Origin of the sequence: Stenotrophomonas sp. PD6 (genome assembly GCF_049199305.1) — a bacterium.
GTDB lineage: Bacteria > Pseudomonadota > Gammaproteobacteria > Xanthomonadales > Xanthomonadaceae > Stenotrophomonas.
Window position 1 is genome coordinate 428,987 of sequence record NZ_JBLZQD010000002.1, and the last position, 13,299, is coordinate 442,285.

The following is a 13,299-nucleotide window of genomic DNA, read 5'->3' on the forward strand; positions in this document are numbered from 1 at the left end:
GGGCCCTCCACCGGGGGGGGGGTGTGTTTGGTTTTTCTTGGGGGTTTTATATAACCCCCTAAAACCCAAACCCCCCCACCGGCCGGGCCCCCCCCCGGCGGTAGCCCACGACCGTGGGTCGTGCGGCGGAAACTCAAAATGTGCCGGGATACGCCCCGCCATCGATCAGCAGGTTCTGGCCGGTGATGTACCCCGAATGCGCGCTGCACAGGAAGGCACAGGCGGCGCCGAATTCGTCGGCGGTACCGAAGCGCCCAGCCGGAATATGGGTGCGCTTGCGCTCGGCGATCTGCCCGGCATCGACGCCCTGCTGCTGGGCCATGTAGGCGAAATTGCCGCGCAGGCGGTCGGTGTCGAACTGGCCGGGCAGCAGGTTGTTGAGGGTCACGTTGTGGGCGACGGTGCGGCGGGCCAGCCCGGCCACGAAACCGGTCAGGCCCGAGCGTGCACCATTGGACAGGCCCAGGATGTCGATGGGTGCCTTCACCGACGAGGAAGTGATGTTGACCACGCGGCCAAAGCCACGTTCGATCATGCCGTCCACGGTGGCGCGGATCAGTGCGATCGGCGCGAGCATGTTCGCGTCCAGCGCCGCGATCCAGTCGTCGCGCTCGAACTGGCGGAAGTCGCCTGCCGGGGGACCGCCGGCGTTGGTGACCAGGATGTCGACCTGCGGGCAGGCCGCCAGCGCGGCGGCACGGCCCGCTTCGGTGGTGACGTCGGCGACCACGGTCACCACCCGGCCGGCGCCGGGCAGTGCCTGCAGTTCCAGCCCGGCGCGCTGCAGCGCTTCTTCGCCACGCGCGGCGATCACCACGTTGACGCCTTCGCGCACCAGTGCCCGCGCGCACCCCAGCCCCAAGCCTTTACTGGCGGCGCAGACGAGGGCCCAGCGGCCGGCGATTCCAAGATCCATGGGTCAGTTCCGTAAGCGAAGGCAGGAGGACATGATCGGCGATGCGCGTGCGGGATGGGTCAACCGAGCGCGGCAACGAAGTGTTGCAGGTGCGCGGCCACCTCGTCGGCATGGCCCAGGTACGGTGCATGGCCGCCGTGGGCCACCACATGGGCGGTCGCCCCAGGCGCCAGCGCGGCGGCGGCCTGCATCGCCCGCGCCGACACCAGCCGGTCGCGCTGGCCCGCCAGCCACAGGCTGGGGACCGGCAGGCCCGGCAGCGCGCCGCGCAGGTCGGTGTTCTCCAGCAGGTGCAGGCCTTCCTGCAAGGCCCGTGGCGCGGGCTCACCGCGCGCCACCAGGGTGGCGCGCAGCGTGCGCAGTTCCTGCCGGGCATGTTCGGAGCCCATGGCGTCGAGCGCCAGGAAGCGCTCGAGGGTGCCCCGGTAGTCCTGGGCCAGGTCCTGGCCGAACTGCTCGAACACCGCCGGTTCCACCGCGTGCGGCCAGTCCTCGCCACGCACGAAGCGTGGGGTGGCCGCGATCATCGCCAGCCCGCGCACCTTGGGCATCGTGGCTGCCGCGTGCAGGGCGAACAGGCCGCCCAGCGACCAGCCGCACCACACCGCCGGTGGTGTCGCGGCGGCAATGGCACTGACCACAAAGGGCAGCCGCAGCGGCGTGGCATCGTCGTGACTGTGGCCGTGGCCCGGCAGGTCCACCACGTGCAGTTCGAACTGCGCGGAAAGCCGTTCGAGCAGCGGCGCGAACACGCCGCCATGCAGGGCCCAGCCGTGGATCAGCACCACGGCCGGACCGGTGCCGACGACCTCGATGTGCATGCTCACGCCCAACCGCCCTGCATCACGCGCTCAGCGCATCCAGCGACTGCTGGCGCAGTACCTGGTCGCGTGCGTGTGCGATCGCGTCGGTGAGGGCGCGTACCTGCGGCACCGTGTGCAGCGCCGACAACGTGACGCGCAGGCGGGCCTTGCCTTCCGGCACGGTCGGCGGACGGATCGCGCTGACCAGGAAACCGGACGCTTCCAGCGCCGCCGACAAGGCCATCACCGTGGCCTCGGCGCCGCACAACAGCGGCTGGATCGGGGTGTCGGACGGCATCAGCTCCAGGCCATGCTGGCGTGCACCGGCGCGGTACACACCGATCAGTTCGGCCAGCTTCTCGCGGCGCCAGTCATCGCGCCGTGCCAGCTTCACCGCCGCCAGTGCGGCGGCGGCCTGTGCCGGCGGTACGGCCGTGGTGTAGATGTAGGGGCGTGCGGTTTCGGCCAGGTGCTGGATCAGCGCGTCATCGCCCACCACCACCGCACCACTGCCGCCCAGCGCCTTGCCCAGCGTGACCAGCTGCAGCGGCACATCGGCCACGCCCAGCCTGGCCTCGGCCACGCAGCCGCGGCCGTGCTCACCGACCACGCCAATGCCGTGGGCATCGTCCACGTACAACAACGCTTCCTGCATGCGCGCCACCAGCGACAGCGAGCGCAGCGGCGCAATGTCGCCGTCCATGCTGAAGACGCCGTCGGTCGCCAGCATTGCCGCGCCGTCCGGCGCGTGCTTGAGCTGGCGCAGCGCGCCTTCGGTATCCAGGTGCGGGTAGCGGCGCAGGCGGCAGCCGGCCAGGCGGGAGGCGTCGAGCAGGCTGGCGTGGTTGAGCCGGTCCTGCACGCACACATCGTCTTCTTCGCTGAGCAGTGCCTGCTGCACCGCCAGGTTCGCGGCAAACCCGCTGCCGAACAGCAGCGCACGCGGATAGCCCAGCCAATCGGCCACTTCCTTTTCGAGCGCCTCATGCAGTGCATGGTGGCCGCAGATCAGGTGCGAGGCGGTGGCCCCGGCGCCTTCGCGCGCAGCGGCATCCTGCAGCGCGCTGACCACGCCGAACTGCTGGGACAGGCCCAGGTAGTCGTTGCTGCAGAAGCCGGTGAGCCATTGGCCGTTGACCTCCAGGCGCACGCCATCGCGCCGGGTCACGGTGCGGCGCACACGGATGCGGCCCTGCGCGTCGCGAAGCTTGCGCTGGGACTGGATGCGGTCGTGCAGGTCGGGACGGGCCATGGTCGTCAATGTCATGGGCGGGCAGGGCAGCTAGCGTACTCGCTTGCCGGGCGTTGCGCTGCACCGCCCGGGGGAGGGCTCAGGCCGCTAATCCGCCGGTGGGCGATGACCGTTGGTCATCGCAGGTAATGTCGGCATGCACCGTATCCGGGTGGTCATGCCCGGCCGCGTCCACCTGCACCGCCATCGGGCGCAGCCCCAGCCGGCTGAACAGGGCCAGGTCGCGCTCGGTGTCGGGGTTGCCGGTGGTCAGCAGCTTCTCGCCATAGAAGATGGAGTTGGCCCCGGCCAGGAAGCACAGCGCCTGCAGTTCGTCGCTCATCGCCTCGCGCCCGGCCGACAGCCGCACCATCGCCTTGGGCATGACGATCCGGGCGACCGCGATCATGCGCACGAACTCGAACGGGTCCAGCTCGGCGCTGCCATGCAGCGGCGTGCCGGCCACCTGCACCAGCCGGTTGATCGGCACCGAATCCGGGTGCGCCGGCAGGTTGGCCAGCGCCAGCAGCAGCCCGGCGCGGTGTGCGCGGGTTTCGCCCATGCCGACAATGCCGCCGCAGCAGGTCTTCAACCCGGCCTCGCGCACGTGCTCCAGCGTGTCCAGCCGGTCCTGGTACTGGCGCGTGTGGATGATGGAGTCGTAGTAATCCGGCGCGGTGTCCAGGTTGTGGTTGTAGTAGTCCAACCCGGCCTCGCGCAGCGCCACGGCCTGTGCCCCATCGAGCATGCCCAGGGTGGCGCAGGTCTCCAGGCCCAGCGCCTTCACCTCGCGGATCATCGCCGCCACCTTGGGGATGTCGCGGTCCTTGGGCGAACGCCAGGCCGCACCCATGCAGAACCGCGACGCGCCGGCCGCCTTGGCCTGGCGGGCCTTGGCAACCACCTCTTCGGTGGCCATCAGCTTCTGCGCACTCACGCCGGTGTCGTAGCGCTGTGCCTGTGGGCAGTAGGCGCAGTCTTCCGGGCAACCGCCGGTCTTGACCGACAGCAGGGTCGAAACCTGCACCTCGGCCGGGTCGAAGTACGCCCGGTGCACCCCCGCAGCGCGGTGCAGCAGCTCGGGGAAGGGCAGGTCGAACAATGCCAGCAGTTCCTCGTGGTGCCAGTCGTGGCGGATGACAGAAGCCATGGGAGTGTCCTGACAGATTGGGCAACGAAAGGGCGGCAGTCTGGTGAACGCACCACTGAACTGTCAACTAATGTGCATATCAATTGGTTTACGGATGGCGTTTGTATCAAGAGACTATTCGATCACATGGCAAATAAAAGTGTCATACAGAACTTGAAAGGCAGTTTAATGCAACATATGGCGAGTTTGTCTGGCCAATTATGTTGATATGTGAGATAAAAGCATCATAGCCGCAACCAGTGATGGGTATATCTGACATGGCGAAGCGAACCCCACCCGTTAGACCTCAGCATGCCAAGCGGATCGAAGCGTTGGGACAACGGCTTCGCACGGCGCGAGTCGCCCGAGGGATGACCCAGTCCAACCTGGCCGAGCGCGTAGGCGTGGATCGCACCACAATTGGAAAACTGGAGGCCGGCGATCCGAGCACCAGCCTTTCCACGGTGCTGCGCGTACTGTCCACGCTGGGGCTCGATCAGGACATCGACAGGATTGCGGCCACAGATGACGTGGGGGCGCAGCTCGCCGCCAGCAGTCTGCGGCGGCCGTCGCCTCGGCGACGCAAGGCCAATCCCGCGGCGGGGAGGGGCGATGCATACCCATACAACCAGATACGTCCGCAAGACACGTACGCCGTGTCGGAGTCCGAGCCTGATCGCTACGCGCTGCGCGCGAGTCGTCGCCCCCCGCCGATCAACGTTCCGCTCGGGCAGGGGAACAAACCCCGTGGCGGTAAGTAGCCATGGCGACGTCCGAGCAGATTGACCGGGAAGTCTGGCTGGACGCGCCGGCACTGTGTCGCCCCGTGCAATTGGGCTGGCTCAGCAGAAGGCCGAGCAGGACGGGCGAGATCGTTGCCTTTGCGTACACCGAACTCTGGTTGGACGGCGTGATGGGAATTGCCCCGTTTGCGATCGATGCGAACCTGCCTCTCGTCGAAGGCTGGCAGTACGCTCGACAGGGAGCAGCAGAGGTGTCGCCCGCCTTCCACGACAGTTCTCCCGACCGATGGGGCCGCCTGTTGATGGATCGCCGCGAAGCTGCGCGTGCGCGCCGAGATGGCGGAAAGGCCAAGGGCTTACGCGCGTGGGACTACCTGATGGGTGTCGACGACGACTCCCGCATGGGTGCGCTCCGCCTGCGCGATCCCGACACGGGAGTCTGGATCGCTTCCGGTCAGCCCGCCACGCCTCCCATTACCGACCTGCGCCGGCTGGAAAGCATCGCTGGCAAGGTGGAATCCGGTGCAGCGCTGACCAACGACGAAGAAAATCGCTGGCTGATGCAGCTGGTGGCGCCCGGTGCTTCTCTTGGCGGAGCAAGGCCAAAGGCGGGCTACCGTGACACGGATGGTTCGCTTTGGCTGGCAAAGTTTCCTGGCCGCGACGATGCACATGACGTGGGACTGTGGGAGTACATCACCTGGAAGCTTGCCGTGGCAGCAGCCATCGCCATGCCGCCAGCAGCCCTGTTGGATCTGTCTCCTCGCGGGCACACCTTTGCGGTCAAGCGTTTTGATCGGACTGCCGGTGAGCGGTCCTATTTTGCTTCCGCGCACACATTGATCGACGCAGAGCACAGTGAGGACCACAGCTACCTGGATATCGCGCGCGTCATTGAAGAAGGGGGCGCACAAGGTCGGATCACAGGCGATCTGCATCAGCTCTTTCGACGGGTCCTGTTCAATGTCCTGATCGGCAACCGCGATGATCACCTGCGCAATCACGGCTTCCTGCGCAACCAAACCGGATGGGCGCTGTCCCCTGCCTATGACGTCAACCCCAACACAGCAAGTGATACGCATGTGCTCGCGTTGGACTCGGTAGACCCCACGCCGGCCACGGAACACGTTCTTGAAACCGCAGCCTACTATCAGCTCTCACCCGGGCGAGCGGCAGCTATCGAGGCCGAAGTACGGCGCGCGGTGGGGACGTGGAAAACCGTTGCACGGGCTCACGGTGCAAGACGCACCGAGATTGAAAGGATGGACGCCGTCATCGACTCCCAGCGCTGAGGCGCCACGTCCGGAAATCCGCCACGCTCCAGAGCGGGTTGCCCTGATACAGCCCGGCGTACAACGTAGCGATGCTGTACAGCCCAACTCCGTTCCGCTGCACGGCATGCTCCCGAACCCACTGGACGCGCTGTCCTGGCTCGCGCTGCAGGTATTGCCGTTGCGCTGCCTGGTCTGCTCCAACCCCGGCAACGACGGCCTGGACCTCTGTGCGGCCTGCCATGCCGAGCTGCCGTGGAACGACCACGCCTGCCCGCTGTGTGCCTTGCCGCTGCCGCCCGGTGATCCAGTGGGTGCCTGCGGGGCCTGCCTGCGCGAGCCGCCGCGCCAGGTGGGGGCGGCGGCCACCTTCCTCTATGCGCCCCCCATCGACCGGCTCGTGCTGCGCTTCAAGTTCCACCAGGACCTGGCGGCCGGACGGCTGCTCGCGCAGCTGATGCTGCAGGCGGTACCAGTCTTCGCAACGGCGCCGTTGCTGCCCATGCCCCTGCACGGGCGCCGGCTGCGTGAGCGCGGTTATGACCAGGCGCGGGAGCTGACCCGTCCACTCGCCCGCGAACTCGGCCTGCCGCTGTGGTCAGGGCTCTGCCGCAGCCGGGCGACCGTGGCGCAGTCCACGTTGGACGCCGACGCGCGGCGCCAGAACCTGCGCGGCGCCTTTGCGGTCCAGGCCACGCCGCCGCCCCGGCTGACCCTGGTCGACGACGTGATGACCACCGGGGCCACGCTGGACGCGGCGGTGCGCGCGCTGCGCCGGTCCGGGCTGCAGGAGGCCACGCTGTGGGTCTGCGCGCGGGCGCCCTGAATCCTTGTCGCGGCGTGCACAGGGCGCAGGCCTAGGATCTGGGTTGACCCTTCCGCCAGGAACACCGCCATGAGCCAGGCTCCGGAACTGCGCAGCACCTCGCTGTTGTCGTTGGTTGGCCGTAGCTGGTGGGTGGTGCTGCTCTACGGGTTGCTGGCGGTGGGCTTCGGCCTGATCGCCATCACCCGGCCGCTGTCCGCCGCCGCCGGGCTGGCGTGGGCGATCGGCATCATGGCGCTGGTGGAAGGCCTGATCAGCCTGTTCGCGGTGTTCAGCGGCAACAGCGGCGCGCCGCGCGGCTGGGCACTGGTCTACGCGCTGGCCTCCATCGGTTTCGGGGCGCTTGCCGTCATCAACCCGCTCGTGACCGCCAAGGTGCTGGTGCTGTTGCTGGCGCTCTGGCTGATCATGGCCGGCATCTACCGCATCGTGTTCGCCATCCGCGTCCGCAAGCAGATCGAAGGCGAATGGCTGCTGATCGTCAGCGGGCTGCTGGCCATCGTGCTCGGCGCGATGATGGTGTCCAACCCGCTGGGCGGCGTGGCGGTGACCACGCTGTGGATCGGTATCGGCAGCCTGATCTACGGCGTGCTGCAGATCGTGGTGGCGTTCCGGCTGCGTCGTCTGAAATAGCGCGCGTCATTGTGTGCGTTGAACGCAGGCAGCGGCGACAATGCAGCCAGGTTACCTTGGGAATGCACATGCGCAGAACCCTGCTTATCGCAATGATGCTTGCTGCAAGCGTTGTACTTGCCGGATGCGCGCAATCACCCCATGCGCCCGGCCACGCCGACCAGGGCGTCGGTGCCGCGCCGCTTCCACATGTCCGCCTCCTGATGCGTGAGGTGGATGAGCAGGCTGCCCCCGGCTCCACTCACCTCAAGGACCGGGACGGCGCAACACTGGCACTGCGGGAGCCGCCCTTCGTTTCCACTGCCGATGTCGCGTCAGTGGCAGTGGGTGAAGACTACGAAGGTCAGCCGGTGCTCAACCTGAAGATGACCAAGGCCGCGGCGCCACGCATCCTGGCCGCTACCGAGGCGCGGATTGGCCGGCGCGTTGCCTTTACCGTAGGAGACCGGGTGATGACGGTTGCCACCATTCGGGGTCCGTTCGGTGAGGCAATGCAGGTTTCGGGCCTGGAGGGTGCCGCCGACGCGCAGCGTATATACACCGAGATCACCGGCGGGACGCAGTAGTTGCGTCCAGCCTTGGGAGGCCCGGTGGCTTGGCCACCGGTACGTCTTCAGCGGAACTTCGCCTCGATCTCCTCCAGCGTCTTGCCCTTGGTTTCCGGCAGCAGGAACGCGGCGACCAGGAAGTAGAGCAACGTGCACCCTGCCCAGAAGAAGAACATGCTGGCGTAGCCGTGGTGGCCGACCGTAGGCAGGAAGATCGCGGCGATCACCGTGGACACGAACTGGTTGATCAACAGCGCGATGCTCATGCCGTTGGAGCGGATCCGCGTGGGCATCAGTTCGGACAGCGCCAGCCACACGCACACGCCGGGGCCGACGGCGAAGAACGCTACGAACAGCAGGATGCAGCCGGCGACCAGCCAGCCATGGGTGGGCGAGGGCACCGGGCCGACGACCGCGCGCTCGATCACCAGCGGCGCCTGCGCGGCGGCGGCCGGGTCCGGGAACGGATTGAGGTGGATGCGGCGGAAGAACGCCCCGATCACGCTGTCGGCCGACACCGCATCTTCGCGGCGGATCTGCAGCATGGCATCAATGGGATTGTCGCTGCGCAGCGAGCGCACGTTGCTGAAGCCGCCGTATGCGTACGACACGGTGAGCTGCTGCGGCTGCGTACCGGCATTGCCATCCAGGCGTTGCCACTGTGCGGCGTCCATCGGCAGCGACAGCGTATGTCCGGTGACCTGCTGCTGCAGCGCCGCCTGCACGTCCAGCCGGCCGTGTTCGCTGCGCACGAACAGCAAGGCCGCGCCCAGCAGGGCGACGGTGATGCCGCCGGTGCCCAGCATCAGCAGGAACTTGCGGCCCTTGCGGTCCACCAGCACCAGCGCCACCACGGTCATCAACGCGTTGAGCAGTTTGATGGAGACATCGGCCCAGTTGGCCGCCGCCCCGGGCAGGCCGGCCTGATGGAGGATGTTCACCGCGTAGGCCAGCACCGAGTTGATGCCGGTGGCCTGGGTGAAGGCCAGCACCAGGCAGGCCAGCACGAACGGCCACACGTAACGGCGGCTCAGCAGCGGGTCGCGCCTGGCCGGGTTGCCGTCGCTGGCCGGCGCGTCCGGCGCCTGCATGCGCGCCAGCGTCGCCTCCACCTCGGCGGGTGCCACGGTGCGCTGCAGCGCGCTGCGGGCCTTGGCGATGCGGCCACGCCGCACCAGCCAGCGTGGCGATTCGCTGATCAGCAGCACGCCCCCGGTGAATACCAGCCCGGGTAGCAGGCAACTCCAGAAGATGGTGCGCCACGCGTGGTCCTTCACCACATAGAGCAGGCGCTGCTGCTCCTCGCCTGGAAGATGCGCCACGGCAGCGGCGGCCACGTCCACGCTGTGGGCGTGATACAGCCCGATCACGGCCGCCAGTACCAGCCCGATGGTCAGCAGCAGCTGGAACATGGCCGCACCGCGTCCGCGCCGTTCGGGGCTGAGTACCTCGGCCAGGTACAGCGGCACCACCACGCCGATCAGGCCACCGCTGATGCCCTGCAGCAGCCGCCCCATCAGCAGGGGGCCGTAGCCTTCGGACAAGGCCATCACCGGAATGCTGGCGGTGAACAACACGCCGGCCAACGCCATCGCGCCACGCCGGCCGATCAGGTCGGCAACGGCGCCGGCAAACAGCGAGGACAGCACACTGCCCAGCAGCACGGCGGCGACCACGAAACCCAGCTGCTGGGTGGTGAGGTGCCAGCTGGCGGTGGCCGTGGCCTCCAGATAGGGCAGGGCACCGGCGATGATGCCGATGTCGATGCCGTAGAGCAGGCCGCCCATGCCGCCGATGAACAACAGATAGCGCACCGGCCAGCGCGGGGCGCGGTCGGAAGCGGGCACGGGCATGGCGGCGGAAACGTCGTTCATGGTGCGGTCCTGTCTACGATGGAACGCGCCGCCTGCGGCGCGGAATCAGTCAATCAAGCGCGATGCGTTCGCCTTCCACCACCACCTGCTGCACGCGCAGGTCACGGTCGAGCACGACCAGATCCGCCCAGGCGCCGGGCTGCACGCGGCCGCGGTCCTGCAGGCCCAGATAGTTGGCCGGGAAGCGTGAAACACGGTTGGACGCGTCATCCAGCGCCAGTCCCAGCGCAACCAGGTTGCGCAGCGCCTGGTCCATGGTCAGCGCGCTGCCGGCCAGCGAGCCGCTCTCCAGGCGCACGCAGCCCAGGCACTTGTGCACCCGCTGCACGCCCAGCGCGTATTCGCCATCGGGCATGCCGGTGGCGGCAGTGGCGTCGGTCACGCAGTACAGGCGCGGAATGGCGCGCAGTGCGGTGCGGATCGCGCCGGGGTGGACATGCTGCAGGTCGGGAATCAGTTCGGCGTACTCGGCATGGGCCAGGGCCGCCGTGGCGATGCCGGGGTGGTAGTGGTCCACGCCGGTCATGCCGTTGAACAGGTGGGTGAAGCCGGCCGCGCCCGCCTCCAGCGCGGCCACGCCATCGGCGTAGGTGCCGGCGCTATGGCCCAGCTGCACGCGGATGCCCAGCGCGCACAGCGCGGGAATCAGGGCCTGGTGCTGGCCGATCTCCGGCGCCAGCGTCAACACCTTGATCGGCGCGATGGCATGCAGGTGGCGCACCTCGTCCAGCGTGGCTTCGACCATCAACGGCGGCTGCGCACCCAGGCGTTCGGCGCTGATGAACGGCCCTTCCAGGTGCACGCCAAGCACGCGGGCCGTGCCCGGCGCGCGCTGCGCGATGGCCGACGACAGACCCTGCAGGGCGCGCACGATGTCGTCGGCATGCGCGGTCATGGTCGTGCCCAGCATCGCGGTGGTGCCGTGCCGCGCATGCGCGCGTGCCACGGTGGTGGCGGTGTCCCCGCCCTGCATGATGTCCACCCCGGCACCGCCATGCACATGCAGGTCGATGAAGCCGGGCAGGATCAGCGGCACCTCGTCCTCGCCGCGCGGGTCCGTGTGGTCGCTGCTGATCGCGGCGATATGCGTGCCGAAGTGGATATCGCCACGCACCCAGCCGTTCGCGGTCAGGATGCGGCCATGCAGGGACGAGGCTGGGGTCAAGGGGTGGACTCGGCGATGATCACTTCGATGCCCAGTTTCTGCAGCCCTTCCAGGTATTCGGGCGCGATGCTGGCATCGGTGATGATGGTGTGGACCTGCTCGAGGCGGGCGATGCGGTGCAGGCTGACGTGGCCGAACTTGGAGGCATCGGTCAGCACCACCACGCGCCGGGCGCGTTCGACCATGCGGTGGTTGAGGCTGGCCTCGGCTTCGTGGTGGGTGGTCAGGCCGAACTGCAGGTCCAGGCCGTCCACGCCCAGGAACAGGGTGTCGAAGCTGTAGGTGTTGAGGCTGGCCTCGGCCTGGCTGCCCTGCAGCGACAGCGACTGCTTGCGCAGCAGCCCGCCGGTGAGCAGCAGCTCCACGCCCGGTGCGTTGGCCAGCTCCCAGGCGATGTTCAGGCCGTTGGTCATCACCGTCACGTCGCGGTGCGCGCGCAGGTGCCGCGCCAGCGTCATGGTGGTGGAGCCGGAATCGATGATGATGTTGTCGCCCGAGCGCACCAGCCGTGCGGCGTGCGCGCCGATGCTGTCCTTCAGCGGCAGGTTGAGGGTGTCCTTCTCATGGATGTCCTGCTCCAGCGGCGGCTTGCGCACCAGCGTCGCACCGCCGTGGGTACGGGTGGCCAGGCCCTGCGACTCGATGTGGGTCAGGTCGGCGCGGATGGTCACCGCCGACACGCCGAAGCGCTCCACCAGTTCGCTGACCTGTACGTTGCCGTGTTCCACCAGCAATTGCAGGATCTGTTGACGACGCTGGCGTGTGTTGCGCATGAGGGCGATTCCATTCGGAAGGAAAGCCGAAGCTTACCGTTCCGAAAGCTCCGTGGCGCAAAAAGCTTCGTTATTGGGGTCAAACACGTTGCGAGCGCAAGCGCGGGCGTATTCGGCCAGGCGCAGGCCCACCTTGTGCTGGATCAGCGCGAGCGGCTCGGCGCGCAGCGCGCCGGTCTCCACCGCCTTGCGCTGCTCCGGCAGGAACTGGCTGAGCAGGATCAGCGGCGGCGCGTGCCGGGTGAGGTTGTCCACCAGGGTGGCCAGCGCTGCCTGCACCGGCGGTTCGCCCCAGTAATAGCGGCTGCGGTCGCTCAGCGAATACGCGCGCAGCAGGCGCAGTTCGTGCGCGTCGCCCTGGTAGTAGCCGCGCCAGCTGGCCGGCTTGTCCAGCATGCAGCGGTCGAGCACCTCGATGAGCTGCGAGCAGTCCGCCGCCGGCAGCAGCTCGCGCTCGATCATCGCGAGCGCGAAGACGGCCTCGCGGAAGGCGTACGTGGCCGCAGGGCCGACCTTGAGGATGGCGAAGTGGTCGCGCACCAGGGCATGCAGGCCGGCTTCGGTCTGGTAATCGGTGGAGTGCGCCTCGAACACGATGCGCGGCTGGGTGCCCACGAATGCCGACAGCGCCTGCGCGGCCACCGGGTCGTAGCGGTGCACGCTGCTGTGGTCGAAATCCACGCCCGGCTGCACCACCATCGCGATGACGCGCTCCCAGGCCGGCAGCAGATCCGGTGCAGAGAATGCCTCGCGGTGGATCGCCAGGGTGGTCGCTGCGGCGGCCGGCGTGGTCACGGCCAATCCGCCTTCCAGCGACGCTTCACCGCCGGGCACCGGCACTTCGGTGCCGATCACATAGACCGGCGGCGGCAGCCCGTGCTCGGCGGCCGTGCGTTCGGCAATGCGTGCCAGTTCGGCCGAGCGCGCCGCCACGGTGGCATCCGGCAGCGGGCTCGGATCGTCGGCGCAGGACATGCTGCAATCCAGGTGGATCTTGTGGAAGCCGGCAGCAACGTAGGCTTCGATCAGCGTGCGCGCGTTGGCCATCGCGGCCTCCGCCAGCCCCTTCTGCCACGCATTCGGGCCGAGGTGGTCGCCGCCCAGGATCAGGCGTTCGGCCGGGAAGTCCTGGCTGCGCGCGAGCTGCAGCACGTAGTCGCGGTACTGCGGCGGCGTCATGCCGGTGTAGCCGCCGAACTGGTCCACCTGGTTGGAGGTGGCCTCGATCAGCAGCACGGTGTCGCAGTCGCGCGCGACCTGCATGGCGGCCAGCAGCACCTGCTCGTTGCTGCAGCACACGCTGTACAGGCCAACGGGCTGGCCCTGGCGATGGGCGGCGATCAACGATTGGACGGCAGACATGGCAACGCTCCAGCGTGGCGGAAGG

General features: G+C 68.2%; 13 protein-coding genes. 5 read left to right on the plus strand and 8 right to left on the minus strand.

The window, feature by feature from the left end:
* Positions 1–133 precede the first annotated feature (133 nt).
* The 4 genes from ACOZHM_RS04730 to bioB form a co-directional block, all read right to left on the minus strand.
* Entirely contained in the window at positions 134–916 is a 783-nt protein-coding gene (locus tag ACOZHM_RS04730) for an SDR family oxidoreductase (RefSeq protein WP_421567839.1), read from the minus strand.
* A 59-nt stretch (positions 917–975) separates the two neighbouring features.
* The gene (gene bioH / locus ACOZHM_RS04735) at positions 976–1,737 is read right to left on the minus strand and encodes a pimeloyl-ACP methyl ester esterase BioH (RefSeq protein WP_421568109.1); all 762 of its coding nucleotides are present in this window, start codon (positions 1,735–1,737) and stop codon (positions 976–978) included.
* A 22-nt stretch (positions 1,738–1,759) separates the two neighbouring features.
* Entirely contained in the window at positions 1,760–2,971 is a 1,212-nt protein-coding gene (gene bioF / locus ACOZHM_RS04740; RefSeq protein ID WP_421567840.1) for an 8-amino-7-oxononanoate synthase, read from the minus strand.
* 79 nt (positions 2,972–3,050) lie between these two features.
* Entirely contained in the window at positions 3,051–4,100 is a 1,050-nt protein-coding gene (gene bioB, locus ACOZHM_RS04745) for a biotin synthase BioB (protein WP_421567842.1), read from the minus strand.
* A gap of 257 nt (positions 4,101–4,357) precedes the next feature.
* Between bioB and ACOZHM_RS04750 the strand changes: the two genes are divergently transcribed.
* The 5 genes from ACOZHM_RS04750 (at position 4,358) to ACOZHM_RS04770 (ending at position 8,118) form a co-directional block, all read left to right on the plus strand.
* The gene (locus tag ACOZHM_RS04750; protein WP_421567843.1) at positions 4,358–4,840 is read left to right on the plus strand and encodes a helix-turn-helix transcriptional regulator; all 483 of its coding nucleotides are present in this window, start codon (positions 4,358–4,360) and stop codon (positions 4,838–4,840) included.
* Between the two features lie 2 nt (positions 4,841–4,842).
* Positions 4,843–6,114: a type II toxin-antitoxin system HipA family toxin gene (locus ACOZHM_RS04755; protein ID WP_421567844.1), complete on the plus strand. Its 1,272-nt coding sequence runs from the start codon at positions 4,843–4,845 to the stop codon at positions 6,112–6,114.
* A gap of 106 nt (positions 6,115–6,220) precedes the next feature.
* Complete coding sequence (locus ACOZHM_RS04760; protein WP_421567845.1) at positions 6,221–6,919, plus strand: ComF family protein; 699 nt, start codon at positions 6,221–6,223, stop codon at positions 6,917–6,919.
* Positions 6,920–6,988: 69 nt separating this feature from the next.
* The gene (locus ACOZHM_RS04765; RefSeq protein ID WP_421567846.1) at positions 6,989–7,552 is read left to right on the plus strand and encodes an HdeD family acid-resistance protein; all 564 of its coding nucleotides are present in this window, start codon (positions 6,989–6,991) and stop codon (positions 7,550–7,552) included.
* Positions 7,553–7,620: 68 nt separating this feature from the next.
* Positions 7,621–8,118 (plus strand): SecDF P1 head subdomain-containing protein, encoded by a 498-nt coding sequence (locus ACOZHM_RS04770; protein WP_421567848.1) that lies wholly within the window; start codon positions 7,621–7,623, stop codon positions 8,116–8,118.
* A gap of 47 nt (positions 8,119–8,165) precedes the next feature.
* Here the strand turns inward: ACOZHM_RS04770 and ACOZHM_RS04775 are convergent, their stop codons facing one another.
* Genes ACOZHM_RS04775 through ACOZHM_RS04790 form a run of 4 tightly spaced genes read right to left on the minus strand, consistent with a single transcriptional unit; the run spans position 8,166 to position 13,274 of the window.
* Positions 8,166–9,974, minus strand: coding sequence for an MFS transporter (locus ACOZHM_RS04775; RefSeq protein ID WP_421567849.1), 1,809 nt, complete (start codon positions 9,972–9,974; stop codon positions 8,166–8,168).
* Between the two features lie 49 nt (positions 9,975–10,023).
* Positions 10,024–11,139 (minus strand): N-acetylglucosamine-6-phosphate deacetylase, encoded by a 1,116-nt coding sequence (nagA, locus tag ACOZHM_RS04780; protein WP_421567850.1) that lies wholly within the window; start codon positions 11,137–11,139, stop codon positions 10,024–10,026.
* The gene (locus tag ACOZHM_RS04785) at positions 11,136–11,912 is read right to left on the minus strand and encodes a DeoR family transcriptional regulator (protein WP_421567851.1); all 777 of its coding nucleotides are present in this window, start codon (positions 11,910–11,912) and stop codon (positions 11,136–11,138) included. Before ACOZHM_RS04785 ends, nagA begins: the two co-directional genes overlap by 4 nt.
* 33 nt (positions 11,913–11,945) lie before the next feature.
* On the minus strand, positions 11,946–13,274 hold the full coding sequence (locus tag ACOZHM_RS04790; RefSeq protein WP_421567852.1) for a D-tagatose-bisphosphate aldolase, class II, non-catalytic subunit: 1,329 nt from the start codon (positions 13,272–13,274) through the stop codon (positions 11,946–11,948).
* Between the last annotated feature and the right edge of the window lie 25 nt (positions 13,275–13,299).

What these genes read in the sequence shown, in the direction of transcription:
- ACOZHM_RS04760 (WP_421567845.1), top strand. Translation starts at nt 6,221, where the DNA reads ATGCTCCCGAACCCACTGGACGCGCTGTCCTGGCTCGCGCTGCAGGTA.
- ACOZHM_RS04755 (WP_421567844.1), top strand. Translation starts at nt 4,843, where the DNA reads ATGGCGACGTCCGAGCAGATTGACCGGGAAGTCTGGCTGGACGCGCCG.
- ACOZHM_RS04785 (WP_421567851.1), bottom strand. Translation starts at nt 11,912, where the DNA reads ATGCGCAACACACGCCAGCGTCGTCAACAGATCCTGCAATTGCTGGTG.
- ACOZHM_RS04750 (WP_421567843.1), top strand. Translation starts at nt 4,358, where the DNA reads ATGGCGAAGCGAACCCCACCCGTTAGACCTCAGCATGCCAAGCGGATC.
- bioF (WP_421567840.1), bottom strand. Translation starts at nt 2,971, where the DNA reads ATGGCCCGTCCCGACCTGCACGACCGCATCCAGTCCCAGCGCAAGCTT.
- ACOZHM_RS04770 (WP_421567848.1), top strand. Translation starts at nt 7,621, where the DNA reads ATGCGCAGAACCCTGCTTATCGCAATGATGCTTGCTGCAAGCGTTGTA.
- bioB (WP_421567842.1), bottom strand. Translation starts at nt 4,100, where the DNA reads ATGGCTTCTGTCATCCGCCACGACTGGCACCACGAGGAACTGCTGGCA.
- ACOZHM_RS04730 (WP_421567839.1), bottom strand. Translation starts at nt 916, where the DNA reads ATGGATCTTGGAATCGCCGGCCGCTGGGCCCTCGTCTGCGCCGCCAGT.
- ACOZHM_RS04765 (WP_421567846.1), top strand. Translation starts at nt 6,989, where the DNA reads ATGAGCCAGGCTCCGGAACTGCGCAGCACCTCGCTGTTGTCGTTGGTT.
- ACOZHM_RS04775 (WP_421567849.1), bottom strand. Translation starts at nt 9,974, where the DNA reads ATGAACGACGTTTCCGCCGCCATGCCCGTGCCCGCTTCCGACCGCGCC.
- ACOZHM_RS04790 (WP_421567852.1), bottom strand. Translation starts at nt 13,274, where the DNA reads ATGTCTGCCGTCCAATCGTTGATCGCCGCCCATCGCCAGGGCCAGCCC.
- bioH (WP_421568109.1), bottom strand. Translation starts at nt 1,737, where the DNA reads ATGCACATCGAGGTCGTCGGCACCGGTCCGGCCGTGGTGCTGATCCAC.